We start from the raw sequence: 26,074 nt of genomic DNA on the forward strand, positions 1-26,074 counted from the left end.
TGCTCTCCTGAGAGTCTTGCGGATGTCTGCGATGGGCATGACCGTGCTGCGCCGTTGGCTGCCCGCAGCGCGTCGCGGCCCTGTCGATGCAGGTCCGGGCGCGGGCGGTTCGGGGCGCACGCAGCCGCGCTCGCCGGCCGTGGTGGCCGTGAGGTCGCAGAAGCGATGGCGGATGTTCCCCGTGCGCGCGAGACGGCCGTGGCCGTGTCGTGCGCGGTGCAGCGAAAGCACGGATGACGTCCTTCCCCGGAACGTCATCCAACAGCGGCGGTCGCGGCGCCGCTTCGACATGACGGCGCCCGCCACGGCGTTATAGCAGGGAGGATGAGGTGCACGCGCGCGGCGTGTGGCGATGTCTACGAAATCCGGTCAGCACGGCACTCGCGCAGCAGCATCGGCAGCGTCGAAGCGGGTACGGGCGTTCCGCATGCTCACCTGGCCGCTGCACCCGATCCGTATCATGGCGCGTCCTTCGCTGCGTCCCCTCGCATGAGCTACGCCATCGTCTGGTTCCGGCGCGACCTGCGCCTGCACGATCAACCCGCCCTGCAGGCCGCGCTGGATGCCGGGCATACGCCGGTGCCGGTGTACCTGCACAGTACGGAAGACGAGGGCGCATGGGCCGCCGGCGCGGCTTCGCGCAGTTGGCTGCAGCGCTCGCTGGCAGCGCTGGACGCGCAACTGCGCGCGCGCGGTTCGCGCCTGATCCTGCGCCAGGGCCCGGCCGAGGTCGCCTTGCGCCAGGTGATCGCCGACTGCGGCGCGGAGGCGGTGTACTGGAACCGCCGCTACGAGCCGGCCACGCAACCGCGCGACGCGCGGCTCAAGCGCGAACTGCGCGAACAGGGCCTGGAGGTGCACAGCCACAACAGCGCGCTGCTGTTCGAACCCTGGCAACTGGCGACGCAGCAGGGCGGCCCGTACAAGGTGTTCACCCCGTTCTGGCGCAGCGCCTTGAGCCATTGGCAGGTGCCCGCGTTGCAGGCCGCGCCGAAGACGCTGCCAGCGCCGCCCAAGGATCTGGACAGCCTGCCGCTGGAACGACTCGGCCTGGCGCCGGCGCTGGACTGGGATCGCGGCTTCTGGGAGGTCTGGCAGCCGGGCGAGGCGGGCGCACACGAGGCGCTGGACGTGTTCGTCGACGGCGCGCTGCGCGACTATCTCGATGGCCGCGACCGCCCCGACCAGGTCGGCACCTCGCGGCTGTCGCCGCACCTGCATTTCGGCGAGATCGCGCCATGGCGCATCGTCGCGACGCTGGAACGGCAGCGCCGCGCCGCCACCGCCGCGGCGATCGACGGCTACATCCGCCAGCTCGGCTGGCGCGATTTCGCCCACCACCTGCTGCACCATTTCCCGGACACGCCCGAGCGCAACCTCAATCCGCGCTTCGAGCGCTTTCGCTGGGCCAAGCCCGATGCGGCGACATTGCACGCCTGGCAGCGCGGACGCACCGGCGTGCCGATCGTCGATGCCGGCCTGCGCGAGCTGTGGCACACCGGCTGGATGCACAACCGCGTGCGCATGATCGTCGCCAGCTACCTGTGCAAGCACCTGCGCGTGCATTGGTCCGAAGGCGCGCGCTGGTTCTGGGACACCCTGGTCGATGCCGACCTGGCCAACAACACCCTGGGCTGGCAGTGGGTGGCCGGCACCGGCGCCGATGCCGCGCCGTATTTCCGCGTGTTCAATCCGGTGACCCAGGCGCAGAAGTTCGATCCGAAGGGCGAGTACATCGCGCGTTGGGTGCCGGAACTGGCAGCGCTGCCGGTGGCCGACCGCTTTGCGCCCTGGCAGGCACCGCAGCGACTGGCGCACGCCGCCCCGCAGTATCCGCGGCAGCCGATCGTGGACCTGGCCGCCGGCCGCGATGCGGCGCTGGCCGCCTATCGCGAGACCGCCGCCGGCTGAGCACTGCGCGGTGTTGCGTGGCGCAGCACGGCCGCAGGCGCGATTGACGCCCTTCGCGGGGCCATGATTCACTCCGGGCTCGGACAGGAGCCCGCATGGCCACCAGCTCAGCTCGCCGCAAGCCGCAGCGCGAACCGATGTCGCGCGTGGACACCGCCTGGTTGCGGATGGACCGGCCGACCAATCCGATGATGATCACCGGCGTGCTGATGTTCGACGAGCCGCTGACCCTGCCTGCGCTCAAGCAACTGGTGCGCAAGCGCTTCCTGGCCTTCCCGCGGTTCCTGCAGAAGCCGGTGGAGACCGCCACCGGCGCCTACTGGCAGCGCGACGACGATTTCGATCTGGACTGGCACGTGCGTCTTTCGGCCTTGCCCGGGCGCGGGCAGAAGAAGGCGCTGGAGCGCTTCGCCGGGCAGATGGCCTCCACGCCCTTGGACAAGACCAAGCCGCTGTGGCAGTTCCACCTGATCGAGCGCTACGAAGGCGGCTCGGCGCTGGTGGCGCGCATCCACCACAGCTATGCCGACGGCATCGCGCTGGTGCAGGTGCTGCTGTCGCTGACCGATACCCAGCGCACCCCGGAGCCGTCGGCGCAGCTCGGGCGCGCCTGGCTCAAGGACGACGGCAAGGAGGTGGTGCGCCGGGTCGGCGCGGTGGACCGCTACCTCAAGCTCGGCGGGCGCATGCTCGACAAGGGCCGGGCGATGGCGCAGGACCCGAACCTGCCGCAGATGCTGGCGCGCGAAGGCGGGCTGATCGGCCGCGAACTGGTCAATGCGCTGCTGCTGGCCGACGATCCGCCGACGCTGCTGCGCGGCCGCCTCGGCGTCAGCAAGCGCGTGGCCTGGGCCGAGCCGCTGGACCTGGACGAGGTCAAGGCGGTGGGCCGCGCCTGCGACTGCACGGTCAACGACGTGCTGATGGCGACCATGGCCGGCGCCCTGCGCGACTACATGCTCGAACGCGGCGAACGCCTGGACGGGGTGACCCTGCGCGCCACCGTGCCGGTCAACCTGCGCCCGCTGGAGCACGCGCGCAAGCTCGGCAACCACTTCGGCCTGGTGTTCCTGGACCTGCCGGTGGGCGAGGCCAATCCGGTGCGGCGCCTGCAGTGCGTGGCCGAGTCGATGCAGCAGCTCAAGCAGTCGCGCCAGGCGATGGTGGTGTTCGGCCTGCTGGCGGCGGTGGGCATGGCGCCGGCGGCGCTGCAGTCGGCGGCGCTGGACCTGTTCAGCCGCAAGGCCACCACCGTGGCGACCAACGTGCCGGGGCCGCAGCAGCCGCTGTACCTGGCCGGCAGCCGCGTGCGCGAGATGATGTTCTGGGTGCCGCAGACCGGCTCGATCGGCGTCGGCGTGTCGATCATGAGCTACAACCACCGCGTGCACTTCGGCCTGATCGGCGATGCGCGGCTGATTCCCGACCCGGACGCGGTGATGCGCCGGGTCGGCGCCGAATTCGAAAAGCTGCTGTACCTGGCGCTGATGGGCGATTGGGAGCAGCCGCTGCGCGCGGCCGACGCCGAAGACCTGCTGCCGTCTTCCTGAACCGGGCGCATCGCGCGCCGGGCTGCGTTCATCCGCGCCTCGCGTGGCCCTGTTTATGCTGCCGCCACGTCAAACCAGGTTCGGAGAGAACATGATGAAAACGACCACCCTTCGCGGCGTGTACGTGGCCCTGGCCAGTGCGCTGGTGCTGTCCGCCTGCGCCACCGGCGGCTCCTACGTGCAGCGCGACCAGTACGGCAATCCCACCGAGCAGCAGAACCGCACCGGCCGCGGCGCGCTGATCGGCACCGCGGTCGGCGTCGCCGCAGGCCTGCTCAGCGGCAGCAGCGCCACCGAGCGCCGCCAGCACGCGATGATCGGCGCAGGCATCGGCGCGCTCAGCGGCGCGGCGATCGGCAACTACCAGGATCGGCAGGAACGCGCGCTGCGCGAGCGCACCGCCAACACCGGTATCGACGTGCGCCGCGACGGCGACAACATCACCCTCAACCTGCCCGACGGCATCACCTTCGACTTCAACCAGTCCACGCTCAAGCCGCAGTTCTATTCGGCGCTCAACGGCGTGGCCCAGACCCTGGGCGAATACAACCAGACCATGATCGAGGTGGTCGGCCACACCGACAGCATCGGCAGCGATGCGGTCAACCAGCGTCTGTCCGAACAGCGCGCGTCCTCGGTGGCCGCCTACCTGACCGCGCAGGGCGTGCAGCCCGAGCGCATCCAGACCCTGGGCGCGGGCAAGAAGTACCCGATCGCCGACAACAGCACCGAGGCCGGTCGCGCGCAGAACCGCCGCGTGGAGATCCGCGTGGTGCCGCTGCGCGCCTCGGCCGGCTGACCGATCCGCCGACCGCAACGACGAACGGGCCGCACTGCGGCCCGTTCGCGTTTCTGCGCTGCTGCTGCGACGCGTTGCGCGCGGCGCGGCTCAGACCAGTGCCACGTCCTCTTCGTCCTCGGCTTCCGTTTCCAGTGCCGCCGGCACCGGCGCCGGTGTGGCTGCGATGCGCGGCAGGCTGGCCAGCGACTGGGTGTTCATCGCCACACCGCTGCAGAGGGTGAACTCGGCGCCGTCCTCGGCCTGCTGCGTGGCCAGCTTGGCCGGGCACTGCGCCATCATGTAGCTGACGTCGAAGTTGAGCTTGTCGACCAGGAAGTCGACGAAGGCGCGCACCTTCGGCGAGAGCATGCGCCCGCCCGGGAACACCGCGTTGAAGTCCAGGTCCGGCCCGACCCAGCCGCCGAGCACGCGCCGCGCCTTGCCGGCCTCGATCAGCGGCTTGATCGTCGCATCGCTGGCCAGCACCAGGCCTTCGCCGCAGACCAGGCCGCCGATCAGCGCCGCCGAATCGTTGGCCAGCAGGATCGGCTGGACCAGGAATTCGCCGCTCTGCTTGCCGTTGCGCAGCGGCCAGCACAGCCGGTTGCCTCCGCCGCGGCCGTTGCTCAGCGCCAGCGTGCGGTGGTGCTGCAGATCGTCCGGATGCAGCGGTTCGCCATGGCGCTCGATGTAATACGGGCTGGCGAAGACCTGGGTGCGGAAGGTGGCGAGCTTGCGCGCGACCATGGTCGAATCCGGCAGCGTGCCCATGTGCAGGGCCACGTCCACGCCTTCGGCGATCGGGTCGACCTTGTCGCTGGTCATGATCATCTCCAGGCGCACTTCCGGGTGCTGGCGGTGGAATTCGCCCAGGATCGGCGCCACCCACGAGATGCCGGCCGAATAGGGCACGCTGAAGCGCAGCCAGCCGCGCGGGCCGGCCTGCAGCTGGCCCACCGCGCTCTCGGCTTCCTCCAGTTCGCGGGCGATGCGCTGGCAATGCTCGTGGTAGACCGCGCCGGCCTCGGTCAGCCCGAGCCGGCGCGTGGTCCGGTGCAGCAGGCGCGCGCCCAGCCGCGCTTCCAGGTCCTGCACCTTGCGGCTGACGGTGGTCTTGGGTAGGCCGAGGGCGTTGGCCGCGGCGATGAAGCTGCCTTGCTCGACCACCTTGACGAAGATCAGGGTGTCGTTGAGATCGTGGCTCATGGCGGTTCCTTGAGGTGGAGGCGATTGGACCGATAGCGGGACGATTATTCCCCTTAATTCGGACTAATCAAGTGCGGCTTTGGCGCCTAATTTGTCCGCATTCGCCATCACCGACGAGCTTTACCCATGTCGATGCGCACGCTGTTCCAGTTTTTCGCCTGCCCCGATCGCCAGCTGCGGCGCCGTCCCGCGCCGGTGGCGACGGCGCAATCCCTTTACCCGAAAGCGTTTCGCGAGTTCACGCCGCCGCCGCGGCGGCAGGGCGGCAGCAGCCTGCGCCTGGGCGCGTCCGGCACCGACCGGCTGGGGCGAATCGCGATTGTCCCGTCCGCGGGAGGAAAAGTCCCGTGAGCGGGATGTTGGCCCCCGAAGTCCTGGTCCTCGGGGGCAGCGGCACGCTCGGGCAGGGCGTGGTCCAGGCGTTGCTGGAGGCGGGCAGCCCGGTGCTGGCAGTGGCGCGCGATCGCGCCCGCCTGGCCGCGCTGCGCGATCGCCACCGCGACGAACCCGCGCTGGACGTGCTGTCCGGTTCGGTCGGCACCGACGCGGCTGCCGCGGCCCTGGTCGCCGAGATCGCGCAGCGGCCGCGGCCGCTGGCCGCGGTGGTCGCTGCCCTGGGCAGCCCGCTGCGCCCCGGGCGCCTGCTGGAGCGACCGCTGGGGGCGCTGCGCCGGCGCCTGGATGCGGATCTGCTGCCGCACCTGGCTGCCGCCCGGCATCTGCTGCCGCTGCTGGCGCAGCACGAGCGCGGCGCCCGCTACGTGCTGTTGGGCAGTCCCTGCGCGCTGCGCGCCTGGTCCGGGCATGGCGACAGTTCGGTGGCGGCGGCGGCGATCCGCATGCTCGCCCAGGTGCTGCACGAGGAAGCCAAGCCGCTGGGCGTGCACGTGCATCTGCTGTCGCTGTCCGCGCCGGTGTGCCGCAGCGACGACGCCATCGGCGACTGCCCGGAGTGGTTCACCACCCTCGGCGTCGGCCGCGCCGTGGTCCACCTGCTGGCCGAACCGCAGCGGCCGGACCGTGCGCTGGTCGAGATCGACCGCCGCCACTTCGCCCAGCCGCGCAGCGCCTTGCTCACCCCCTTGCCGTTTTCCTTCTCCACCCACGAGGTCTCTCCATGAATCCGATTCCGATGCCGTCGCGCCTGCTGCCGGGCGCCCTGCGCCCGCTGGCGGTGGCGCTGCTGGTCGCCACGCTCGCCGCCTGCGGCGGCAAGGCCAACGAACAGGGCGCGCCGCCGCCGCCGAGCGTGGGCGTGGCGCCCGCGCTGCAGAAGCAGATCAGTCAGTGGGACGAGTTCAGCGGCCGCGTCGAGGCGGTCGAGCACGTCGACCTGCGCCCGCGCGTGTCCGGCTACATCGACAAGGTCAACTACGTCGAAGGGCAGGAGGTGAAGAAGGGCGATGTGCTGTTCACCATCGACGCGCGCAGCTACCGCGCCGACCTGGCCCGCGCCGAGGCCGATCTGGCGCGCGCACGCACCCAGGCCAAGCTCAGCGCCAGCGAGGCCGCGCGCGCCAAGACCCTGTCCGAACAGCAGGCCATCTCCACCGAGAGCTGGGAACAGCGGCGCGCCGCGGCCGAGCAGGCACAGGCCGACGTGCTGGCCGCGCAGGCGGCGGTGGACAGCGCACGCTTGAACCTGGAATGGACCCAGGTGCGCGCGCCGATCGCCGGCCGCGCCGGCCGCGCGATGGTCACCGCCGGCAACCTGGTCAGCGCCAGCGTGCTGACCACGCTGGTGTCGCTGGACAAGGTGCACGTGTACTTCGACGCCGACGAAGGCACCTTCCTGCGCTATGCGCAGATGGCGCGCGACGGCCAGCGCCCGAGCGAGCGCGACGGCAGCCTGCCGGTGCAGGTCGGCCTGGTCGGCGAGGACGGCTATCCGCACGCCGGCAAGGTCGATTTCCTCGACAACCAACTGGTGCGCAGCACCGGCACCATCCACGTGCGCGCGCTGCTGGACAACGCCGACCGCCGCTTCACCCCCGGCCTGTTCGCGCGGGTGCGGCTGCTCGGCAGCGGCCGCTTCGACGCGGTGCTGATCGACGACCGCGCGGTGCTCACCGACCAGGACCGCAAGTACGTCTACGTGGTCGACAAGGACGGCAAAGCGCAGCGGCGCGACGTGCAGCTCGGCCGCAGCGCCGACGGCCTGCGCATCGTGCGCAGCGGCCTGTCCGCCGGCGACAAGGTCATCGTCGACGGCGTGCAGAAGGTGTTCATGCCCGGCATGCCGGTGCAGGCCAAGCCGATCGCGCAGACCGCGTCTCCTGCCGCACCGCGTCAGGCCGTCGCCCTCGACTGAGTCGCGGGCGCCGACGCAGCACCGGCCGGGTCATGACCTGCCGGCCGCGCCCGCCGGGCCCGCGATGGCCCGGCGTCGCCACCGGCATGCCTGCGTCCGCGCCCGGCCCCCCGTTTCATCCGTTTCCAGGACCACCACCCATGGACTTTTCCAGATTCTTCATCGACCGGCCGATCTTCGCCGCCGTGCTGTCGATCGTCATCTTCGCCGCGGGCCTGATCGCCATCCCGCTGCTGCCCATCGGCGAATACCCGGACGTGGTGCCGCCCTCGGTGGTGGTACGCACGGTGTACCCCGGCGCCAACCCCAAGGTCATCGCCGAGACCGTCGCCACGCCGCTGGAGGAAGCGATCAACGGCGTGGAGAACATGATGTACATCAAGTCGGTCGCCGGCTCCGACGGCGTGCTGCAGATGACCGTGACCTTCCGCCCGGGCACCGATCCGGACGATGCCGCGGTCAAGGTGCAGAACCGCGTGGCACAGGCGCAGGCGCGCCTGCCCGAGGACGTGCGCCGGCAGGGCGTGACCACGCAGAAGCAGTCGCCGACCTTCCTGATGGTGGTGCACCTGACCTCGCCCAAGGGCAAGTACGACACCCTGTACCTGCGCAACTACGCGCGCCTGCACGTCAAGGACGCATTGGCGCGGATCCAGGGCGTGGGCGATGCGCAGGTGTTCGGCGGCGGCGACTACGCGATGCGCGCATGGCTGGATCCGGAGCGGGTGGCCGCACGCGGGCTCACCGCCAGCGATGTGGTCGCGGCGATGCGCGAGCAGAACGTGCAGGTCTCCGCCGGCCAGCTCGGCGCCGAGCCGATGCCGGAGAGCAAGTTCCTGACCCTGATCAACGCGCAGGGCCGCCTGCGTACCGAACAGGAGTTCGGCGACATCGTGCTCAAGGTCGGCGCCGACGGCCAGACCGTGCGCCTGTCCGACGTCGCCCGCCTGCAGCTGGGCGCCGGCGACTACACCCTGCGCGCGCAGCTGGACGGCAAGAACGCGGTCGGCATCGGTATCTTCCAGGCGCCGGGTGCCAATGCGCTGCAGATCCGCGACCAGGTCATCGCCAAGATGGACGAACTGACCAAGCAGTTCCCGGACGACGTGAAGTACGAAGCGGTGTACGACACCACCATCTTCGTGCGCGACTCGATCAGCGCGGTGGTCCACACCCTGCTGGAGGCGGTGCTGCTGGTGGTGCTGGTGGTGATCCTGTTCCTGCAGACCTGGCGCGCCTCGATCATTCCGCTGATCGCGGTGCCGGTGTCGGTGGTCGGCACCTTCGCCGCGCTGTACCTGCTGGGCTTCTCTATCAACACGCTGACCCTGTTCGGGCTGGTGCTGGCGATCGGCATCGTGGTCGACGATGCGATCGTGGTGGTGGAGAACGTGGAGCGCAACATCGAGGAGGGGCTGACCCCGCTGGCGGCCGCCCACCAGGCGATGCGCGAGGTGTCCGGCCCGATCATCGCGATCGCGCTGGTGCTGTGCGCGGTGTTCGTGCCGATGGCGTTCCTGTCCGGGGTCACCGGGCAGTTCTACAAGCAGTTCGCGGTGACCATCGCCATCTCCACGGTGATCTCGGCGATCAACTCGCTGACCCTGTCGCCGGCGCTGGCCGCGCGCCTGCTGCAAGGCCATGACGCGCCCAAGGACCGCCTGTCGCGCGGCATGGAGCGGCTGTTCGGCGGCTGGCTGTTCCGTCCGTTCAACCGCTTCTTCCACCGCAGTTCCGACCGCTACCAGGGTGCGGTGTCGCGCATCCTCGGCCGCCGCGGCGCGGTGTTCGCGGTGTACGTGGCGCTGCTGCTGGTCACCGGGCTGATGTTCAAGGCGGTGCCGGGCGGCTTCATCCCGACCCAGGACAAGATGTACCTGATCGCCGGTGTGAAGCTGCCGGAAGGCGCCTCGATCGAGCGCACCGACGCGATGCTGCGCAAGGTCGCCACCATCGCCATGCAGACCGATGGCGTGGCGCATGCGATCTCGTTCCCGGGCCTCAACGCGCTGCAGTTCACCAACACGCCCAACACCGGCGTGGTGTTCCTGCCGCTGAAGCCGTTCGCCGAGCGCCACCGCAGCGCATTGGAGATCAATGCCGAGATCAACCAGCGCATCTCGCAGTTGGGCGAGGGCATGTCGTTCGCCTTCATGCCGCCGCCGATCCTCGGCCTGGGCAACGGCAATGGCTACCAGCTGTTCATCGAGGACCGCGCCAACCTCGGCTACGGCGCGCTGCAGAACGCGGTCAGCACCATGCAGGGCGCGGTGGCGCAGACCCCGGGCATGAGCTTCCCGATCGGCACGTATCAGGCCAACGTGCCGCAGCTCGACGCCGAGGTCGACCGGGTCAAGGCCAAGGCCCAGGGCGTGGCCCTGACCGATCTGTTCGATACCTTGCAGACCTACCTGGGCTCGACCTACGTCAACGACTTCAACCAGTTCGGCCGCACCTGGCAGGTGATCGCCCAGGCCGATGCGCCGTTCCGCGAGAGCGTGGAGGACATCGCCCGGCTGCGCACCCGCAACGCCAACGGCGAAATGGTGCCGATCGGCTCGATGGTGACGATCAAGCAGACCTACGGCCCGGACCCGGTGCTGCGCTACAACGGCTATCCGGCCGCCGACCTGGCCGGCGAAGCGGATGCGCGCTCGCTGTCCTCGGCCGAGGCGATGGCCAAGATCACCCAGATCGCCAAGCAGGTGCTGCCCAACGGCATGGAGATCGAGTGGACCGACCTGAGCTACCAGCAGGCCACCCAGGGCAATGCGGCGCTGGTGGTGTTCCCGCTTGCGGTGCTGCTGGCGTTCCTGGTGCTGGCGGCGCTGTACGAGAGCTGGACGCTGCCGCTGGCGGTGATCCTGATCGTGCCGATGACCCTGCTGTCGGCGCTGTTCGGGGTGTGGCTGAGCGGCGGCGACAACAACGTGTTCGTGCAGGTGGGTCTGGTGGTGCTGATGGGCCTGGCGTGCAAGAACGCGATCCTGATCGTCGAGTTCGCCCGCGAACTGGAACTGCAGGGCAAGGGCATCGTCGAGTCGGCGCTGCAGGCCTGCCGCCTGCGCCTGCGCCCGATCGTGATGACCTCCATCGCCTTCATCGCCGGCACGGTGCCGCTGGTGTTCTCGCATGGCGCGGGCGCGGAAGTGCGCTCTGCCACCGGCATCACCGTGTTCGCCGGCATGCTGGGCGTGACCCTGTTCGGTCTGTTCCTCACCCCCGTGTTCTATGTCGCCCTGCGCAAGCTGGCCGGGCGGCCGCTGGTCTCGCATGCGCCGGCCCACGCCGACGCGCCTGCGCACGGCTGATCCTTTTCCCATCCTTCTCAGGAGTTTCGCAATGAACGCAGCACACAAGATCGCCCTGGTCACCGGCGCCACCCGCGGCATCGGCCTGCACACCGTGCGGCAGCTGGCCGAAGCCGGCGTGCACACCCTGCTGGCCGGGCGCGACGCCACCCGCGCCAGCGCCGCGGCGCTGGAACTGCAGGGCGAGGGCCTGCCGGTGGAGCCGCTGACCCTGGACGTCACCGACGCCGCCAGCATCGCCGCCGCAGTTGAGACGGTGCGCGCACGCCATGGGCGTCTGGACATCCTGGTCAACAACGCCGGCATCCTGCGCGACGACCCGCGACTGAGCGTGTCGCAGCAGAGCCTGGAGACCTGGCGCGAGACCTTCGACACCAACCTGTTCGGCCTGATCGCGGTCACCCAGGGGTTCCTGCCGCTGCTGCGCGAGGCGCCGGCAGCGCGCATCGTCAACGTCTCCAGCGTGCTCGGTTCGCTGGCGCTGCACAGCCAGCCCGGGTCGCCGATCTACGACTTCAAGGTGCCGGCCTACAACGTGTCCAAGAGCGCGGTGAATGCCTGGACCATTCAGTTGGCCTACGAACTGCGCGAGACCCCGATCAAGGTCAACACCATCCACCCCGGCTACGTGAAGACCGACATGAACGCGGGCGAGGGCGAGCTGGAAGTGGCCGACGGCGCGCGCAGCAGCGTGATGATGGCGTTGCTCGACGCCGACGGCCCCACCGGCAGCTACACCCATGTCGGACAGGTGCTGCCATGGTGATCCGTCCCGTCTTCGGCGCACTGGCGCTGGCGCTGCTCAGCGCCTGCGCCAGCGTCGGCCCCGACTACCGGGCACCGGCGCAGCCGCCGGTGACCCTGCAGGGCGCCGCGTCGCCGGTGTTCGCGACCGACTCGCCGGTCGCGTCCTGGTGGGCGCAGTTCGACGACCCGGTGCTGGAACAACTGGTGCACGACGGCCTGGTCGCCAACCTGGACCTGCGCCTCGCCCTGGCGCGCGTGCACGAGGCGCGCGCGGTCTTCGCCGAGCAGCGTCTGGACCAGGCGCCGCATGTCACCGCCGGCGGCGACTACACCCGCGGCAAGGCCCCGGACGCGGACGCCGGCGGCGCGCGCGTGCTCACCGAAAGCTACCGGCTGGGCTTCGATGCCGCCTGGGAGCTGGACCTGTTCGGGCGCCAGCGCCGCGCCAGCGAAGCGGCGCGTGCGAACCTGGAAGCCGAACAGGCCGGCCTGGCCGACGCCCAGGTCACCGTGGCCGCGGAGGTCGCGCGCAACTACTTCGCCCTGCGCGGCACGCAGAAGCGCATCGCGCTGGCGCGGACCACGCTGGACAACCTGCGCGACACCCAGCGGCTGACCGAGACCCGTTGGCGACTGGGCGCCGGCAGCGAACTGGATGTGCAGAGCAGCCGCGCGCGGCTGAAGGCGATCGAGGCCGACATCCCGCTGCTGGAAGTCGATGCCGCACAGGCGCGGCACCGGCTGGCGGTGCTGCTGGGCAAGCCGCCGGGCGCGCTCGACGCACTGCTGGCGCCGCAGCCGACCCCGGCCTATGCGCGGGCCTTGCCGCTGGGCGATACCACGCAGTTGCTGCGCCGGCGTCCGGACGTGCGCATCGCCGAACGCCGTCTGGCGGCGGCGACCGCGCGGGTCGGCGTGGCCACCGCCGACCTGTTCCCGCGGATCAGTCTGTCCGGTTTCGTCGGCTTCCTGTCCGGCGATGCCGGCGCCTTGCTGCACGGCCGCAGCAAGGCCTGGTCGCTGACCCCATCGATCCAGTGGGCGGCGTTCGACATCGGCAGCGTGCGGGCACGCCTGCGCGCGAGCGAGGCGCAGGCCGACGGCGCCGCGGCCGACTACGAGAAAGCCGTGCTCGGCGCACTGGAGGACACCGAGAACGCCTTGACTGCCTATGCCCACGAACAGGCGCGGCTGGCGATCGTGGCCGAACAGACGCAGGCGGCGCAGCGTGCCGAGGCGTTGGCGCAGATCCGCTATCGCGAAGGCTCGGAGGATTTCCTGACCCTGCTCGATGCGCAGCGCACGCAACTCACCGCCGAGGCCGCCCTGGCCGACGCCGAAGCGGCGGTGAACATCGGCGTGGTGCGGGTGTACAAGGCGCTTGGTGGTTGGGGGCAGGACGCGGGCACGGAGGCCGGCAGTAGGGACGTCGCGACCACCGCGGTGGCGGCGTCCGCGGTGCAGGCGCCCTGAGCAGGGCGCTGCAGCTGCCGCGGTGCGGGCCGACCGTTCGCACCGCGGCGCTTGGTCGGCACCGCTCGTCATGTGCTCTCGCCGCCATCCGGCCGCGTCCCAGGTTTGTCTGCAGGAGCGGCGTCAGCCGCGCCGGGCGTTCCCGCTGAAGCCCGGCGCGGCTGCATGGCAGGCGACTCCCGCAATGGCTTGCGGCGAGCCCTGCGGGTGCATTGTGGGAGGGATTTCAGTCCAGACGCATTGCGCCATCGGAACGCACGCCACTTCGCCCCGCATCACAGTCGATGCCCACAGGATGCTTCCCGCCATCAGAGCGGCCCTTGGTGATGGCGACCGGACCGAAGACCAGCCGGGCATGCGGCAGATCGCTGCTGGTGCTGGTCGCTCAGTCCTGCGCCACGTCCTCGGCGATCACATAACGGTCGCGGCCGTTGTTCTTGGCCTGGTACAGCGCGGTGTCTGCGCGCGAGAACCAGTCGTGCCACTGCACCTCGTCGCACAGCATCGCCGCACCCAGCGACACGGTGATGGTGCCGTTGGGGCCGCGCAGCGCAGAGCGGGTGGCATCGTGCAGGCGCCTGGCGAAGGCGGACAGTTCGGTCGCGGACTGCAGCCGTGCCACCACCACGAACTCCTCGCCGCCGAACCGGAACACCTCGTCCGGCGCACGTACCTGCGCGCGCAGCAGCGCGGCCAGCTCGGCCAGCACCCGGTCGCCCTCGGCATGGCCGTAGAGGTCGTTGACCTCCTTGAAGTGATCGATGTCGAGCACGATCAGCCCATGCCGGCGAGTCGCACGACGCGGATCGGCCACCCGTTGCGACAGGCTGCGCTCGAGCATGCGGCGGTTCGGCAGCCCGGTCAGCGAATCGTGCGACGCCAGTTGTTCCAGCTGCACGCGATCGCCTTCCACCCGCAACGCGAGCATGTAGCCCAGCCCGGTGATCAGCAACGACACCGAGATCATCGAAAAGAAGTGCTCGGCACCCAGGGTGCTCGGGGTCACCACCAGCAGCACCGCGATCAGCGTGGCATTGCAGGCCAGCGCGACATGGCGCGTCACCACGAAGAAATTGCTCATCATCACCAGGTACAGCCACGGCACCGCGGCGTGGCGCAGTGCATGGCAGGCCAGGGCGCTCCCCAGCAACCAGCTCAGCGACAGCAGCGGATCCATGTGGCCGTCGCCACGGTGCAGCGCCAGCCAGGTCGCCAGCGCGGCCAGGCCGGCCAGCGCGGCGCCGGCCAGTGCAGTCAACGGCGCGCCGATCGCCATCTGATAGACGGCGAACAGCAGCAGCACCCCGGCCGTGGACGGACCGAGTGTCTTGATGATGCCGAGCCGGAAGTGCCGACGCAGGGTCAATCCGGCGCTCACGGGGCTGGACTCCGGAGCGGCGCAAGTTCATTGCAGGCGGGCTGGCGAGGGCGGGCAACGAACATGGCGACGTCAGGATGGCGAAGAGGTGTTGCGGTGGCAGAGGCAAGTTCCATGCCTGAGGTTCTTTTGTGGTGAATATCCCGAAGCTGACCGCGGCGCAGCGGGATTGCCGACACGTATGGCATCACGACGACGTCGCATTGGCGGAGGGATCGGCGTCGCGCCGATCAACCTGCGCCACGCGGTAGACGTTGTCTGGCGGCATGTAGGGCGGCGCTGATGCAAGGCCGCTCGCACCTGATCCTCTCCCTGCGAGAGGTGGTGGCGCGCAGCGCCAGATGAGGGGACGGGCGACGCGAGGGTGCTAGTCGGCGAACCGTACTGTGGTCGCGTGGGGGTGGCGCTGTGTGCAGATGGACGCAGCGCCGACCTGACGGGCTATCTCTGCAGCGCGACCGTCACCGGCATGATGGGATCCGCAAGACGTGCCGGCCAGGAGGCGAGTTACGCTTCGCTGCCGTCGATGGCCTTCAGCCCCTTCTGGCTGAGCGCGAGATCGCCGTCCTCGCCCTGCGCCGCGTAGTCCTCGCGCACCGCCCAAGTCGCCTCGGCTTCGCTGACCGGGGTGGTGGCATGGATGTCCTGCAGGATGCGCAGTTGTTCCTGGGTCAATGGCATGGCGGATGTCCGAAGCGTGGAGGGCTCATCACCGTACAGGCTGGTGGTGACGGGCATGTCTGTTCGTTACCGCAATGCGCAATCGCCCTCATCGCCGTAACGCGATCGTGGCGCTCGCTGGATGGGTAAGGGGTTCTCGTCGCACGCCCTCGACGCCGCCGACATCATTTCGCAACGCCTCAAGGACGCCGGCGTAACGGGCACCCACGCATGATGTGCCTACCAGCTGTGCGGCCGGGGCGATGCCTGGGGCTGCTTCAAGGATGCAGGCATCCGCGGCTGGACCACTTTCTTCGCGCACCGGCAGGTAGATCGCCTGCTGGTGCGTTGGCATGTCAGCTGGCGCTGCGCAAGGCCATGCGCGGCCTGCCGCGCATGGTCGCCTCAGGCGCTCCTGGGTGCCGAACAGCCGTGCATCGTGCATCGTCCGGAGCAGGTGGAGCAACGCCTAGTGCCGAGGCATTGGGAAGGGCGACCTGATCAAGGGCGCGTTCAACCGTTCGTGCGTGGGCAGGCTGGTGGAGCGCAAGGCCCGGCTGGCGGTGCTGTGCGAGAGCAGGGGGCACGGCCGGCCTCGGAATCCTCGGGTCCCCCACGTATGCTCCGGCTCCTGCGCGTCGTCCACACCCGCCTGGCATCCAGTCGTTCTAATTGGCTAATTCAACGGCCTTTACCGGCTTGTACGCGGCTCCGTCTCCTTCCAGGATGACTTTGACCTTCATCTGGAGGATTTGTGCGGTTTGCGCCAGTTTCAGAATGTTCTGGCCTGCAATATCTCCGCAATACCACTCTCCGCCCTGGAAGTTATGTCCTGTGGGTGACCCCGCGATCTGAAAGAAACAGGTGCTCCCGGTATTGTTCGCCTTGACATTTCTCAGGTATCCGGTTTCGGTATATTCGCCTGCCATTGCATTCAGGCTCAATGACGAAAGGCAGATTGCGATTGCAAAGGCTGGGGGCTTGATTTTCATTGTCGTGCTCCTGTTTTTTCGTGTGGGTCCACTAAAACGAACGACTGCAATGCGCAGACTCGTGTGGGGTGTGGACATCTGTTTGGTTTGTGGCCGTCTACAGTATTTTTGGGGGGCATCAGATGGAACGTGCACCACCCACTCTCCCGGCAAGCGCAATGCCCGCTGGGTAAACGGTGGTTCGATTTTTCAGGGAAATACTGTGCTGGAGACGGACGTCGGTATGTCGATGGTCAAAGTATAATGCTGGATATTATTTGTTTGTCATAGAGCCTTTTGATGATTTCGTACCTGGGGCATGAATGCGAGGATGCTCTCGATCTGCTCGATGCCGGGAAGCCGTTCGCCGCGTCGCAGACGAAGCGCAGCGGTAGTTCCATCGCATGCTCATTTAGCGCCAGTACCACCTGGCTCGCTGGCTCGTCTACCACCAGGTATGGTGAGTCGCTGGGCTGTTCTCCATCGAAATCAGCGTTGAAAGCGTCCGAAAGATTCCATCGATCCTCCCAGAAGTCGTTCGAGTACAGCACCGAGTCTTCGTCATCGTAATAGTCGTCGACCATCTCTTGGTTGAGCTCGGCGTGACTGATGACTCTGCCGAAAGGAAACCCATCGACCGCCACATATTCGGACATGCCGTCATAGTCGATGATGAGTTGATTGATTCTTTGCCATTCCGGGGAGCCCGCCACATGGCTGTCGCGGACTCTTTGCAGGGAGGACGAAACACTATAGAAATTGCTGCCCGGCATGATCATGTAGATCCATGCGCTCTGATCGCTGCCGACCATGCTCAGGCAATGGTTGACGACTGCTTTCAAATCCGAGCTCGTCGACACGAAGGCGGAGGTATAATGCTCGACACTTTCTCCGGTGAAGTGATGGGCGAGGTCGTAGTCGCGGATTCTGCCGTTGTTGTGCGGATAGAACCCGCCGGCTTGTTGAATTTCATCGGGTGACCGCGTATCGCATCTGAAAAGAAAATCTGGTGGGTCGTTTGCCCAGGCCAGTGAAGGACAGATGATGAGACAGAATAGACAGAGCAGATTTTTCAATTCCAGAACTCCAGCAGATTTCTCAAGGCGATGGCTCCATAGGCGATGAATATGGAAATGATTGTATTTACTGAATATGTACAATTATTAAACTCGCCAATGAAAATGGGCGAAAACTCATTGGCATTTGCGATTGGGTTTTCATATTCAGCCCCATGGGCAGGCAGTTCCATGCCCCCGGCCTTGATGGTGTAGGGGGCGCGCCTGCTTCCCTCGCAACGCGGACAGCGCTTGGCTCGGGAAATCGTCGTTCATGCTCGCGTCCTGTCGCATCCGATCGAATGCCCCCGAGAGTGCTGCAGCGGCACGCGAGGCAGCCACACGCGAGGCAGCCAGACGGGCGACATCGCCCATCGGTAGAAAACGGGGTGCACCAAGTGGCTCGGGCCAGCGAGGGTCCGAAGATCGGTGGGAGCGAAGATGCGCGCCTATGGCACAGCCGGGCGGCGCAGAAAATAAGGCTTCGGCACGGGGTTTGATCCCTCGTTTGATACCTGGACCAGGCTCAAATCGATCATCAAACCCCGGGCCAAACCTTCGCAAGATCATGCACTTGGTGCTGTTTCTCGCGGTTGGATGGTGGAGGTGGGCGGAATCGAACCGCCGTCCGAAGGCACTCCATCCCCGGCACTACATGCTTAGCTCATCGTTGGATCTCGCCCCGGAACAGCACGATGTGCGAAGCGCATCCCGGGACCAGCCTGCTTGATTTAGCCAATGGCTGACAGGCAGCCACCACCGGCGATTCCGTGATAATGACCCTACGTCGCGAGCACGGACACAAGCGATTTCGGGGCTAGGCCTTAAGCGGCCAGTGCGTAGTTGTCGTCGTTGGCAACTATAAGTTTGCGGCTGGATTTACGAGGAAAGCTGCCCCCTCGGCATGCGCCAAGCGATTTTGCAACCCCCGTCGAAACCAGTGCACCCCCGGGGACAACGTCAAACGCTGACCCGCACAGTGTAGGGATCGGGGAGGCCAGTCACAAGCCTTGAGACGGGCCCCGCTTAAGCTGGCTTCACTGCGACGCCGGCCCTGTCACGCCGCCGTCCCCCAGGCATTCCCCCAGGCATGGAGCAGCGCAATGGCAAGCAGACAGCCGCGTGGCCGCAGCAACGGGCGTACGCCCAAGGCTCCTGTCACGTCCTCGACGTCCACCCCCGGCAAGGCGCCGGCCAAGGCGCCGGCGAGATCTGCCGCCAAGCCGACAGCAACAGCGCGCAAGACGCCAGCGGGTGGTACGCGGGCTGCCAAGGCGGCGAAGAAGACGACGCCGGCATCGGCAGCTCCATCCACGAAGGGACCTGCATCGGCAAGGCCGGCAGCACCGTCCAGATCCAACGCCGCGGCTCCCGGCGCCAGCAGGCCTGCCTCGGCGACGCTCGCCGCCGCGCCACCGGCGGGCACCGCGCTGCGGCCCAAGGCCACCGGCGAAGGTTCGCTGGCGCAGGGGCGGGCACGCACGGTCGTCTACATCCATGGCATCGGCAACAAACCGCCGGCCGAGGTGTTGCGCTGCCAATGGGATCGCGCGCTGTTCGGTCGCGCGATGGGCGAGCGCACGCGCATGGCCTACTGGGTCAACCGCGAACGCTATCCGTCGCCGGAACCGGGCGATTGCCAGGACCAGGACCGCGGCCCGGTGTTGAACCAGGCCGAGCAGCGCGTGCTCAGCGCACTCGGCGTGGCCCCGCAATTGGCCGATCTGCGCCAGCTCGCCGACACGCTGGCCGCCAGCGAGGCCGAGCGCGCACGGCTGCACCAAGTGCTGGACGAGGTGGAGGCGGCGGCGCCGGCACCGGCGGCTGCAGCCGCCGACGTGCACGCGCAGGGCGTGATCGACGTGCTCAACCGCGCACTGCTGAAGCTGATCTCCGCAGCGCTGCTGCAGGACGTGCACGACTTCTTCTTCGTGCCGGCGCGGCGCACGCAGATGCGCGAGAGCCTGCTGCAGCGCATCCGCGCCGGTGGCGGCCCGTTCGTGATCATCGCGCACAGCCAGGGTTCGCTGATCGCCTACGACGTGCTGCGCGAACTGCAGCAGCAGGACTGCGAGGTGTCGCTGCTGCTCACGCTCGGCTCGCCGCTGGGGCTGCCGGTGGTGCGCAGCATGTTCAAGGAGTGGACCGGCACGCCGAAGCTGCCGTTCCCACCCTGCGTGGCGCGCTGGGTCAACGTCGCCGAGCGGCGCGACCCGGTGGCCCTGGACGACGATCTCAGCGACGACATCGCCGATGCCGGCGGGCGCTTCCACAACATCGCCGGGTCGAAGATCAATCCGGATTGGCAGCACAACCCGCATTCGGCTGCCGGCTACCTGTCCATCCCCGACGTGCGCGCCGAGGTGCGGCGCGCGGTGGGGGTGGGCTTCGACCAGCCGATCGCGCATCCGGTGCTGATCAAGGACCTGTCCGACCAGTTGGAGGCGCGCGCGCCGGATTACCGGCATGAGGTGCTGATCGAACTGGAGCGGTTGTCCGAGGCCGGCGATCCGGCGCAGCGCAAGCATGAGCTGATCGCTGCGTTGCGCACGCTCACCGAGGCCTCCACCGGCCTGCATGGCGAGGCGCTGGATGCGCAGATCGAACTGGAGGACACGCTGCAGCGCTACGTGTCGGCGCGGTTGACCCGGTTCGAGATCGAAAGCCTGCGCGATCGCTATCGCGACCTCAATCTCAAGCGTTTGTGGCGCGATGCGGGCAAGCGCGCGCTGATCTACCAGTCGCGCAGCACGATCCAGGTGGACGCGGCACAGGTGGCCTATCGCGCGCTCGGCAGCGGCATCGGCTGGGCGGTGCTGGACAGCGGCATCGCCGCGGCGCATCCGCACTTCCATACCACCGGGCAACCGGCGACCGTGCTTGCCCAATGGGACTGCACCCAGCGCGGACGCCCGCGCGCGTTGCGCCCGGGCGAGGCCGGCTTCGACACGCTCGACGGCAATGGCCACGGCACCCACGTGGCCGGCATCATCGCCGGGCAATGCGAGGCGCCGCTGCCCGGTTTGCCGACCACTGCGCCACTGCAGTTCGCTGGCATGGCGCCGCTGGCGCGGCTGTACGGGCTGAAGGTGCTGGACGACGACGGCAACGGTCGCGACTCGTGGATCATCAAGGGCGTGCAGCAGGTCGCCGAGCTCAATGAGTGCGCCGGCGAGCTGGTGGTGCACGGTGTCAACCTGAGCCTGGGTGGCTACTTCGACGCCGAGAGCTATGGCTGCGGCTTCACCCCGCTATGCAACGAGTTGCGCCGGCTGTGGCGACAGGGCGTGGTGGTGGTGATCGCGGCCGGCAACGACGGCCTGGCCTGGCTGATGCAGGGCGATGGCGAGGCTTACCCGCTGAACCTGGACCTGAGCATCGGCGACCCGGCCAACCTGGAGGAATCGCTGGCGGTGGGTTCGGTGCACAAGAGCAGCCCGCACAGCTACGGCATTTCGTACTTCTCTTCGCGTGGCCCGACCGCCGATGGCCGCTACAAGCCGGATCTGGTCGCGCCGGGCGAAAAGATCCTGTCGGCGCACCACGGCTATGCGCTCGAGGATCCCGGCACCTGGATGGTGGAGATGAGCGGCACCAGCATGGCCGCGGCGCATGTGTCGGGGTTGATCGCCGCCTTTCTGTCGGTGCGCCGCGAGTTCATCGGTGCCCCGGATCGGGTCAAGCAACTGCTGCTGGCGCAGTGCCTGGACCTGCAGCGCGATCGCTACATGCAGGGCAGTGGGCTGCCGAGCTTGATGCGAATGCTTGGCGGGACGTGAGTGGGGCGGGGATGATCAGCCATTCGGCTGCTGAAAAGTCGGGGATTCGGGATTCGGGATTCGCAAACGGCGGTTCCCTGGGCAGCGCGGTCTCCCGTGTGGGAGCGGCTTCAGCCGCGACGCGGTGAGGCCGGGATTTGGGGGCGGGGATCGAGGGGCGAAACAGGCTCGGAGGCCGCATCGCCTTTCATGTCGGAATCTGCTTTCGCCGCAACGGGTGACTGCCGATGTTTCCGGATGAGGGCATGAAACGGGCTGCGCGTCTTCTGCGGCCGGTGCGACCGAATCACGTCGCGTTCCGACTTCATCGCGTCGCGGCTGAAGCCGCTCCCACAAGGGCATCCATGTACCGCGGTGCGCTCTTGCGGCTGTCGTGCCAAGGCGTTGTGGCGTCGCACTTGCGGCTGAGCTTGTGGGAATGGGAGCTGCGGTTGCGACTCCCCAATCCCCAATCCCCAATCCCGACTTCACCGCTTCGCGGCTGAAGCTGCTCCTACGGGAAAGGCGAGGCGGGCAAGACAGCTGGGGCGGGAAGGCGATTTGCTGTTGCGAATCCCCAATCCCGAATCCCAAATCCCAGCTCCTCAGGCATTCTTGTTGTGCCGGCGCATGATGCGCTGCTTGTCGCGGGCCCAGTCGCGGTCCTTGGCCGCGTTGCGCTTGTCGTGGTCCTGCTTGCCCTTGGCCAGCGCGATCTCGAGCTTGATCTTGTTCTTGCTCCAGTACATCGCGGTGGGTACGAGGGTGTAGCCGTCGCGTTCGACGCGGCCGATCAGCTTGTCGATCTCGTTCCGGTGCAGCAGCAGTTTGCGCGTGCGGCGGTCGTCGGCCACCACGTGGGTGGAGGCCTGGATCAACGGGGTGATCTGCGCGCCGAACAGGAACAGCTCGCCCTGGCGCACGAACGCATAGCTCTCGCCGATGTTGGCGCGGCCGGCGCGGATCGACTTCACCTCCCAGCCCTGCAGGGCCAGGCCGGCCTCGTAGCGGTCCTCCAGGTGGTATTCGTGGCGCGCGCGCTTGTTCAGGGCGATGGTCTTGTTGGCCGTCGCGCCGTTTGCTTTATCCTTGGCGGGTTTCTTGCTCATCTTGCTATTGTCTCCGATTCGGGGCCTCCCGAACGTCTTGGTCCCACTTCCGTCCCGAATGCCTATCATCCGCCGCAGCGCTCTGGTCGAACACGCCGCAACGCGCATGTTCGATCTGGTCAACGACGTCGCCGCCTATCCGCGCCGGTTCGCCTGGTGCGATGCGGCGCATATCCTCGAGCAGAACGACCGCGTCCTGGTCGCGCGGCTGGACCTGGGTCTGGGTTCGTTCCGCACCTGGTTCACCACCGAGAACAGCCTGCAGCGCCCGGATCGCATCGATATGCAGCTGCGCGACGGTCCGTTCAAGCGCCTGCAGGGGCAGTGGACCTTCCAGGGCTTCAACGAGCACGCCAGCAAGGTCAGCCTGATGCTCGACTTCGAACCCGCCTCGCGCCTGCTGGGGCCGGCGCTGGCGCTGGGCTTCCAGAGCCTGGCCGACCGCATGGTCAACGACTTCGTGCGCGTGGCCGACCGGGAACAGGCCTAGCCGCCATGCAGATCGAGGTGGTGCTGGCTTGGCCGGAGCGCTTCGTGTCGCAGCGGCTGGATCTGCCGGAAGGCGCGACCGTCGCCGATGCGCTGGCCGCCGCCGCGTTGCCCGAAGCGACGCCCGGCATGCCATGCGCGGTCTACGGCGAAGTCGCCGCGCCGACGCGGCTGTTGCAGGACGGCGACCGGGTGGAACTGCTCAGGCCGTTGCTGATCGACCCGAAGGACGCCAGGCGACGCCGCGCCAAGCCGCGCTGAGCGGCGGGGCGCGACGCGGCCGCCGGCTCATTCGCCGCGGCGCTGCTTCTTCTTGTCCTTGGCCAGGTTGCGGCCGAACTGGCGCACGCTGTTCTTGGCCAGCTCTTCGTCCTGGTCCGGGAAGTAGTCGCCTTCCCAGCGGGTGACCATGTCGTTGTCGAAGAACACGACGAAGTTCTTGATCTCGGTACGGCCCACGCGATCGACACGCTCGGTGGAGGTGTAGTCCCAGCGCTGCGCATGGAACGGATCCGGGATCGAGGGGCTGCCCAGCAGCGCGCTGACCTGCTGCTTGCTCTGTCCGACCTTCAGCTGTTCGACGGCCGACGGCTTGATCAGATTGCCCTGGTAGATGGGCTGCTTGTAAATGATGCCGCAGCCAGCGGTGGACAGGGCAACAGCGGCGACCAGCAGGAGATTGCGCATCGGGGACAGGGCTGAATGAAATCACGTCGATGATACACTCCCGGCGACCGCCGCGACCCATTCCCAGGCAGCTGGCGATAAACCAGCTATGAACGGAGACGCCATGGAATCCCACGATCTGCGCAAAGTCGGCCTGAAGGTCACGCACCCCCGGATGCGCATCCTCGAGCTGCTGGAGCAGAAGTCGGCGCGGCACCACATGACCGCCGAGGAGATCTACCGGCAGTTGCTGGACCACGGCGACGAGATCGGTCTGGCCACCGTGTACCGGGTGCTGACGCAGTTCGAGGCGGCCGGGCTGGTGCTCAAGCACAACTTCGAGGGCGGCCAGGCGGTGTATGAGCTGGACCGCGGCGGCCACCACGACCACATGGTGGACGTGGATACCGGCAAGATCATCGAGTTCGAAAGCGCGGAGATCGAGGAATTGCAGCGCAAGATCGCCGCCGATCACGGCTACGAACTTGAAGAGCACTCGCTGGTGCTGTACGTGCGCAGCAAGCGGCCGAGCGGCAAGAAGGGTTGAGTTCTGCGGCCGGGCGAACCCGGTTAGCGTGTCGCCCCTTCCTGTGCGCCAGATGCGCTGGGGCTTCGCCACGTACCCTCACCCCAACCCCTCTCCCGGTGGGAGAGGGGCTGCGGCCTCTCCCTTCTCCCCTCGGGAGAAGGTGCCCCGCAGGGGCGGATGAGGGTGCGGGTGTCACCGCGCGGATCATGTCAGCGGGTCGCTCCGCGCCGGCCCCTCACCCTAACCCCTCTCCCGGTGGGAGAGGGGCTAAGGCGTCTCCCTTCTCCTGCCTGGAGGAGATGCCCCGCAGGGGCGCGGATGAGGGGCCGGGTGTTGCCGCGTGGATCACGTCAGCTGGTCGCTCTGCGCCGAACCCTCACCCCAACCCCTCTCCCGGTGGGAGAGGGGCTTTTGATGCTTTCTGTGACCTGTGGCGCCTGGGCAGGGCTGCACTGCCAGGCGCTGCCCGATCGCCAGCCACTCAGCCCGCGCTGAGCAGCAGCCGCTTGGCCGCGGCGCGGGCTTCCTTGCTGACCTCGACCCCGCCCAGCATCCGTGCCAGTTCTTCCTCGCGCTGGCGCGGGGCCAGCAGTTCCACCGAGCTCTGGGTCATGCCTTCGACCGGCGCCTTGCTGACCCGGTAGTGGGCGTGGCCCTGGGCGGCGACCTGCGGCAGGTGGGTCACGCACAGCACCTGGCGCTGCTCGCCGAGCGCGCGCAGCTTCTTGCCGACGATGTCGGCGACGGCGCCGCCGATGCCCGAGTCCACTTCGTCGAAGACCATGGTCGGCACCGCGTCCAGGCCCAGCGCGGCGACCTCGATCGCCAGCGAGATGCGCGACAGTTCGCCGCCGGAGGCGACCTTGCGCAGGGCACGCGGCGGCTGCCCTGCGTTGGCGGCGACCAGGAACTCGACCCGCTCGGCGCCGGCCGGGTCCGGCCGCTCCGTCTCGTGCGGTTCCAACTGGATCAGGAAGCGCCCGCCGCCCATGCCCAGTTCGCCGATCAGGGTGGTGGTGTCGTGCGAGAGCGCCTGCGCGCCGCGGTCGCGGGTGGCGGTCAGGGCGGCCGCGGCGTCGCGCCAGGCTTGGGTGGCCTGGGCGATCTCGGCGTCGAGCACGTCCAGCCGCTCGCCGGCGCCGCGCAGGCTCTCCACTTCGGCCAGCAGGGCGTCGCGGTGATCGGCCAACGCGTCCACGCCGATCCGGTGCTTGCGCGCCAGGTCGTGCAGGCGGCCGAGCTTGCGTTCCATCTCGTCGAACTGCGCCGGGTCGGCATCCAGGTCGTCGCGGACCCGGTCGATCAGCGCCAGCGCTTCTTCCAGCTGGATGCCGGCGCTGTCGATCAGTGCCTGCACTTCGGCCAGGCGCGGGTCGTACTCGCCGACCTTGCCGAGTTCGTGGCGGGTCTGCTGCAGCAGGTCCAACACCGCCGGCGCCTCGTCGCCGTTGAGCCGCTGCGCCGCGCCCTCGCAGGCGCCGATCAGCGCGGCGGCATGGGCCTGGCGACGGTGGTTGGCGTCCAGGGCGGCGATCGCCGCCGGGTCCAGGTCCTCGCGCTGCAGCTCGGCCAGCTGGTGCTGCAGGAAGCCGATGCGGTCGCTGACGTCGCCCTGCGCCAGCAGGGTCTCGCGCTCGCTGAGCAGGCCCTGCCAGCGGGCAGCGGCGGCGCGCACCGCGGCGCGTTCGGCGTCGTTGCGGGCGTAGGCGTCGAGCAGGCCGAGCTGGCTGCCGCGCGAGAGCAGCGCCTGGTGTTCGTGCTGGCCATGGATCTCGACCAGGTGGCCGGCCAGCTCGGCCAGTTGCGACAGGGTCACCGGGCGGCCGTTGATCCAGGCGCGGGAGCCGCCGTCGGCGCGGATCACGCGCCGCAGCTGGCAGTGGTCTTCGTCGTCGAGTTCGTTCTCGCGCAGCCAGGCGCGCGCCTGGGCGGGGGGCACGAACTCGGCCGACAGTTCGGCGCGGTCGGCGCCGTGGCGGACCACGCCGCTGTCGGCGCGCAGCCCGGACAGGAAGCCGAGCGCGTCCACCATCAGCGACTTGCCGGCGCCGGTTTCGCCGGACACCACGGTCATGCCGGGGCCGAATTCCAGTTCGGTGCCGCGTACGACGGCGAAATCCTTGATCGAGAGATGTCTGAGCATGGGGTCTGCATCCGGAGCCGCGCAAC

Annotated in this window: 23 protein-coding genes, 1 other RNA gene and 1 pseudogene; 14 read left to right on the plus strand and 11 right to left on the minus strand. The window is 68.4% G+C overall.

Going from position 1 to position 26,074, the window contains the following annotated elements; genetic code table 11:
- Positions 1 to 489 precede the first annotated feature (489 nt).
- The 3 genes from SLW55_RS09385 (at position 490) to SLW55_RS09395 (ending at position 4,260) form a co-directional block, all read left to right on the plus strand.
- Positions 490 to 1,911, plus strand: coding sequence for a deoxyribodipyrimidine photo-lyase (locus tag SLW55_RS09385; protein ID WP_320744998.1), 1,422 nt, complete (start codon positions 490 to 492; stop codon positions 1,909 to 1,911).
- 95 nt (positions 1,912 to 2,006) lie between these two features.
- Positions 2,007 to 3,461 (plus strand): wax ester/triacylglycerol synthase family O-acyltransferase, encoded by a 1,455-nt coding sequence (locus tag SLW55_RS09390; protein WP_017909015.1) that lies wholly within the window; start codon positions 2,007 to 2,009, stop codon positions 3,459 to 3,461.
- Between the two features lie 91 nt (positions 3,462 to 3,552).
- Complete coding sequence (locus tag SLW55_RS09395; protein ID WP_320694407.1) at positions 3,553 to 4,260, plus strand: OmpA family protein; 708 nt, start codon at positions 3,553 to 3,555, stop codon at positions 4,258 to 4,260.
- A 90-nt stretch (positions 4,261 to 4,350) separates the two neighbouring features.
- Here SLW55_RS09395 and SLW55_RS09400 read toward each other — a convergent pair whose 3' ends face one another.
- Positions 4,351 to 5,448, minus strand: coding sequence for a LysR substrate-binding domain-containing protein (locus SLW55_RS09400; protein ID WP_320744999.1), 1,098 nt, complete (start codon positions 5,446 to 5,448; stop codon positions 4,351 to 4,353).
- A gap of 126 nt (positions 5,449 to 5,574) precedes the next feature.
- Between SLW55_RS09400 and SLW55_RS09405 the strand changes: the two genes are divergently transcribed.
- The 6 genes from SLW55_RS09405 to SLW55_RS09430 all read left to right on the plus strand — a co-directional run bounded on the left by SLW55_RS09405 (position 5,575) and on the right by SLW55_RS09430 (position 13,290).
- On the plus strand, positions 5,575 to 5,799 hold the full coding sequence (locus tag SLW55_RS09405; protein WP_267085538.1) for a hypothetical protein: 225 nt from the start codon (positions 5,575 to 5,577) through the stop codon (positions 5,797 to 5,799).
- Positions 5,796 to 6,569, plus strand: a complete 774-nt coding sequence (locus SLW55_RS09410; protein WP_267085539.1) for an SDR family oxidoreductase — start codon at positions 5,796 to 5,798, stop codon at positions 6,567 to 6,569. Before SLW55_RS09405 ends, SLW55_RS09410 begins: the two co-directional genes overlap by 4 nt.
- Positions 6,566 to 7,759 carry an efflux RND transporter periplasmic adaptor subunit gene (locus SLW55_RS09415; protein WP_320745000.1) on the plus strand — a complete coding sequence of 398 codons (1,194 nt, stop codon included), beginning with the start codon at positions 6,566 to 6,568 and terminating at the stop codon, positions 7,757 to 7,759. Before SLW55_RS09410 ends, SLW55_RS09415 begins: the two co-directional genes overlap by 4 nt.
- Before the next feature lie 140 nt (positions 7,760 to 7,899).
- Entirely contained in the window at positions 7,900 to 11,070 is a 3,171-nt protein-coding gene (locus SLW55_RS09420; protein WP_017909474.1) for a multidrug efflux RND transporter permease subunit, read from the plus strand.
- Positions 11,071 to 11,101: 31 nt separating this feature from the next.
- Positions 11,102 to 11,836, plus strand: a complete 735-nt coding sequence (locus SLW55_RS09425; RefSeq protein ID WP_017909475.1) for an SDR family oxidoreductase — start codon at positions 11,102 to 11,104, stop codon at positions 11,834 to 11,836.
- Positions 11,830 to 13,290, plus strand: coding sequence for an efflux transporter outer membrane subunit (locus SLW55_RS09430; protein ID WP_267092402.1), 1,461 nt, complete (start codon positions 11,830 to 11,832; stop codon positions 13,288 to 13,290). The genes SLW55_RS09425 and SLW55_RS09430 overlap by 7 nt, the downstream gene beginning before the upstream one ends.
- Positions 13,291 to 13,675: 385 nt before the next feature.
- Here SLW55_RS09430 and SLW55_RS09435 read toward each other — a convergent pair whose 3' ends face one another.
- Both SLW55_RS09435 and SLW55_RS09440 read right to left on the minus strand, forming a co-directional pair.
- Positions 13,676 to 14,668, minus strand: coding sequence for a GGDEF domain-containing protein (locus tag SLW55_RS09435; RefSeq protein WP_267100481.1), 993 nt, complete (start codon positions 14,666 to 14,668; stop codon positions 13,676 to 13,678).
- A gap of 507 nt (positions 14,669 to 15,175) precedes the next feature.
- Positions 15,176 to 15,349, minus strand: a complete 174-nt coding sequence (locus SLW55_RS09440; RefSeq protein ID WP_167336246.1) for a hypothetical protein — start codon at positions 15,347 to 15,349, stop codon at positions 15,176 to 15,178.
- Positions 15,350 to 15,773: 424 nt separating this feature from the next.
- On the opposite strand from SLW55_RS09440, the pseudogene SLW55_RS09445 reads away from it, so the two are divergent.
- Positions 15,774 to 15,903 (plus strand): annotated as a pseudogene (locus SLW55_RS09445) (IS30 family transposase); the annotation flags it as partial.
- 93 nt (positions 15,904 to 15,996) lie between these two features.
- Here SLW55_RS09445 and SLW55_RS09450 read toward each other — a convergent pair.
- The 5 genes from SLW55_RS09450 to SLW55_RS09470 all read right to left on the minus strand — a co-directional run bounded on the left by SLW55_RS09450 (position 15,997) and on the right by SLW55_RS09470 (position 18,837).
- Positions 15,997 to 16,320 (minus strand): hypothetical protein, encoded by a 324-nt coding sequence (locus tag SLW55_RS09450; RefSeq protein WP_152182078.1) that lies wholly within the window; start codon positions 16,318 to 16,320, stop codon positions 15,997 to 15,999.
- Between the two features lie 233 nt (positions 16,321 to 16,553).
- A complete protein-coding gene (locus SLW55_RS09455; RefSeq protein ID WP_167336245.1) occupies positions 16,554 to 17,375 on the minus strand; it encodes an enterotoxin A family protein in 822 nt (273 codons plus the stop codon).
- Positions 17,372 to 17,548 (minus strand): hypothetical protein, encoded by a 177-nt coding sequence (locus tag SLW55_RS09460; protein ID WP_193312537.1) that lies wholly within the window; start codon positions 17,546 to 17,548, stop codon positions 17,372 to 17,374. Before SLW55_RS09460 ends, SLW55_RS09455 begins: the two co-directional genes overlap by 4 nt.
- A gap of 404 nt (positions 17,549 to 17,952) precedes the next feature.
- Positions 17,953 to 18,304: a transfer-messenger RNA gene (ssrA, locus tag SLW55_RS09465) on the minus strand.
- A 107-nt stretch (positions 18,305 to 18,411) separates the two neighbouring features.
- Positions 18,412 to 18,837, minus strand: coding sequence for a hypothetical protein (locus tag SLW55_RS09470; RefSeq protein WP_267100482.1), 426 nt, complete (start codon positions 18,835 to 18,837; stop codon positions 18,412 to 18,414).
- Between the two features lie 46 nt (positions 18,838 to 18,883).
- On the opposite strand from SLW55_RS09470, the gene SLW55_RS09475 reads away from it, so the two are divergent.
- Positions 18,884 to 21,133 carry a S8 family serine peptidase gene (locus SLW55_RS09475; protein ID WP_320740524.1) on the plus strand — a complete coding sequence of 750 codons (2,250 nt, stop codon included), beginning with the start codon at positions 18,884 to 18,886 and terminating at the stop codon, positions 21,131 to 21,133.
- 584 nt (positions 21,134 to 21,717) lie between these two features.
- Here the strand turns inward: SLW55_RS09475 and smpB are convergent.
- Positions 21,718 to 22,221 carry an SsrA-binding protein SmpB gene (gene smpB / locus SLW55_RS09480; RefSeq protein WP_010344270.1) on the minus strand — a complete coding sequence of 168 codons (504 nt, stop codon included), beginning with the start codon at positions 22,219 to 22,221 and terminating at the stop codon, positions 21,718 to 21,720.
- A gap of 58 nt (positions 22,222 to 22,279) precedes the next feature.
- Here smpB and SLW55_RS09485 point away from each other — a divergent pair, with 58 nt between their 5' ends.
- Together SLW55_RS09485 and SLW55_RS09490 are read left to right on the plus strand one after the other, a co-directional pair.
- A complete protein-coding gene (locus tag SLW55_RS09485; RefSeq protein WP_026144297.1) occupies positions 22,280 to 22,711 on the plus strand; it encodes a ubiquinone-binding protein in 432 nt (143 codons plus the stop codon).
- A 5-nt stretch (positions 22,712 to 22,716) separates the two neighbouring features.
- On the plus strand, positions 22,717 to 22,971 hold the full coding sequence (locus SLW55_RS09490; protein WP_152235801.1) for an RnfH family protein: 255 nt from the start codon (positions 22,717 to 22,719) through the stop codon (positions 22,969 to 22,971).
- A 27-nt stretch (positions 22,972 to 22,998) separates the two neighbouring features.
- Here the strand turns inward: SLW55_RS09490 and bamE are convergent, their stop codons facing one another.
- On the minus strand, positions 22,999 to 23,397 hold the full coding sequence (gene bamE / locus SLW55_RS09495) for an outer membrane protein assembly factor BamE (RefSeq protein ID WP_017908545.1): 399 nt from the start codon (positions 23,395 to 23,397) through the stop codon (positions 22,999 to 23,001).
- A 103-nt stretch (positions 23,398 to 23,500) separates the two neighbouring features.
- Here bamE and fur point away from each other — a divergent pair, with 103 nt between their 5' ends.
- Positions 23,501 to 23,923: a ferric iron uptake transcriptional regulator gene (gene fur / locus SLW55_RS09500; RefSeq protein ID WP_026143876.1), complete on the plus strand. Its 423-nt coding sequence runs from the start codon at positions 23,501 to 23,503 to the stop codon at positions 23,921 to 23,923.
- A gap of 463 nt (positions 23,924 to 24,386) precedes the next feature.
- Here the strand turns inward: fur and recN are convergent, their stop codons facing one another.
- A complete protein-coding gene (recN, locus tag SLW55_RS09505; RefSeq protein WP_320745001.1) occupies positions 24,387 to 26,048 on the minus strand; it encodes a DNA repair protein RecN in 1,662 nt (553 codons plus the stop codon).
- Positions 26,049 to 26,074 lie beyond the last annotated feature (26 nt).

This window comes from Xanthomonas sp. LF06-19 (assembly GCF_034105425.1).
In the GTDB taxonomy this organism is placed as follows: domain Bacteria; phylum Pseudomonadota; class Gammaproteobacteria; order Xanthomonadales; family Xanthomonadaceae; genus Xanthomonas_A; species Xanthomonas_A sontii.

Coding starts and splice junctions, on each gene's coding strand:
- SLW55_RS09385 (WP_320744998.1), top strand. CDS start 490: ATGAGCTACGCCATCGTCTGGTTCCGGCGCGACCTGCGCCTGCACGAT.
- SLW55_RS09390 (WP_017909015.1), top strand. CDS start 2,007: ATGGCCACCAGCTCAGCTCGCCGCAAGCCGCAGCGCGAACCGATGTCG.
- SLW55_RS09395 (WP_320694407.1), top strand. CDS start 3,553: ATGATGAAAACGACCACCCTTCGCGGCGTGTACGTGGCCCTGGCCAGT.
- SLW55_RS09400 (WP_320744999.1), bottom strand. CDS start 5,448: ATGAGCCACGATCTCAACGACACCCTGATCTTCGTCAAGGTGGTCGAG.
- SLW55_RS09405 (WP_267085538.1), top strand. CDS start 5,575: ATGTCGATGCGCACGCTGTTCCAGTTTTTCGCCTGCCCCGATCGCCAG.
- SLW55_RS09415 (WP_320745000.1), top strand. CDS start 6,566: ATGAATCCGATTCCGATGCCGTCGCGCCTGCTGCCGGGCGCCCTGCGC.
- SLW55_RS09420 (WP_017909474.1), top strand. CDS start 7,900: ATGGACTTTTCCAGATTCTTCATCGACCGGCCGATCTTCGCCGCCGTG.
- SLW55_RS09425 (WP_017909475.1), top strand. CDS start 11,102: ATGAACGCAGCACACAAGATCGCCCTGGTCACCGGCGCCACCCGCGGC.
- SLW55_RS09430 (WP_267092402.1), top strand. CDS start 11,830: ATGGTGATCCGTCCCGTCTTCGGCGCACTGGCGCTGGCGCTGCTCAGC.
- SLW55_RS09440 (WP_167336246.1), bottom strand. CDS start 15,349: ATGCCATTGACCCAGGAACAACTGCGCATCCTGCAGGACATCCATGCC.
- SLW55_RS09450 (WP_152182078.1), bottom strand. CDS start 16,320: ATGAAAATCAAGCCCCCAGCCTTTGCAATCGCAATCTGCCTTTCGTCA.
- SLW55_RS09460 (WP_193312537.1), bottom strand. CDS start 17,548: ATGGAACTGCCTGCCCATGGGGCTGAATATGAAAACCCAATCGCAAAT.
- smpB (WP_010344270.1), bottom strand. CDS start 22,221: ATGAGCAAGAAACCCGCCAAGGATAAAGCAAACGGCGCGACGGCCAAC.
- SLW55_RS09485 (WP_026144297.1), top strand. CDS start 22,280: ATGCCTATCATCCGCCGCAGCGCTCTGGTCGAACACGCCGCAACGCGC.
- SLW55_RS09490 (WP_152235801.1), top strand. CDS start 22,717: ATGCAGATCGAGGTGGTGCTGGCTTGGCCGGAGCGCTTCGTGTCGCAG.
- bamE (WP_017908545.1), bottom strand. CDS start 23,397: ATGCGCAATCTCCTGCTGGTCGCCGCTGTTGCCCTGTCCACCGCTGGC.
- fur (WP_026143876.1), top strand. CDS start 23,501: ATGGAATCCCACGATCTGCGCAAAGTCGGCCTGAAGGTCACGCACCCC.
- recN (WP_320745001.1), bottom strand. CDS start 26,048: ATGCTCAGACATCTCTCGATCAAGGATTTCGCCGTCGTACGCGGCACC.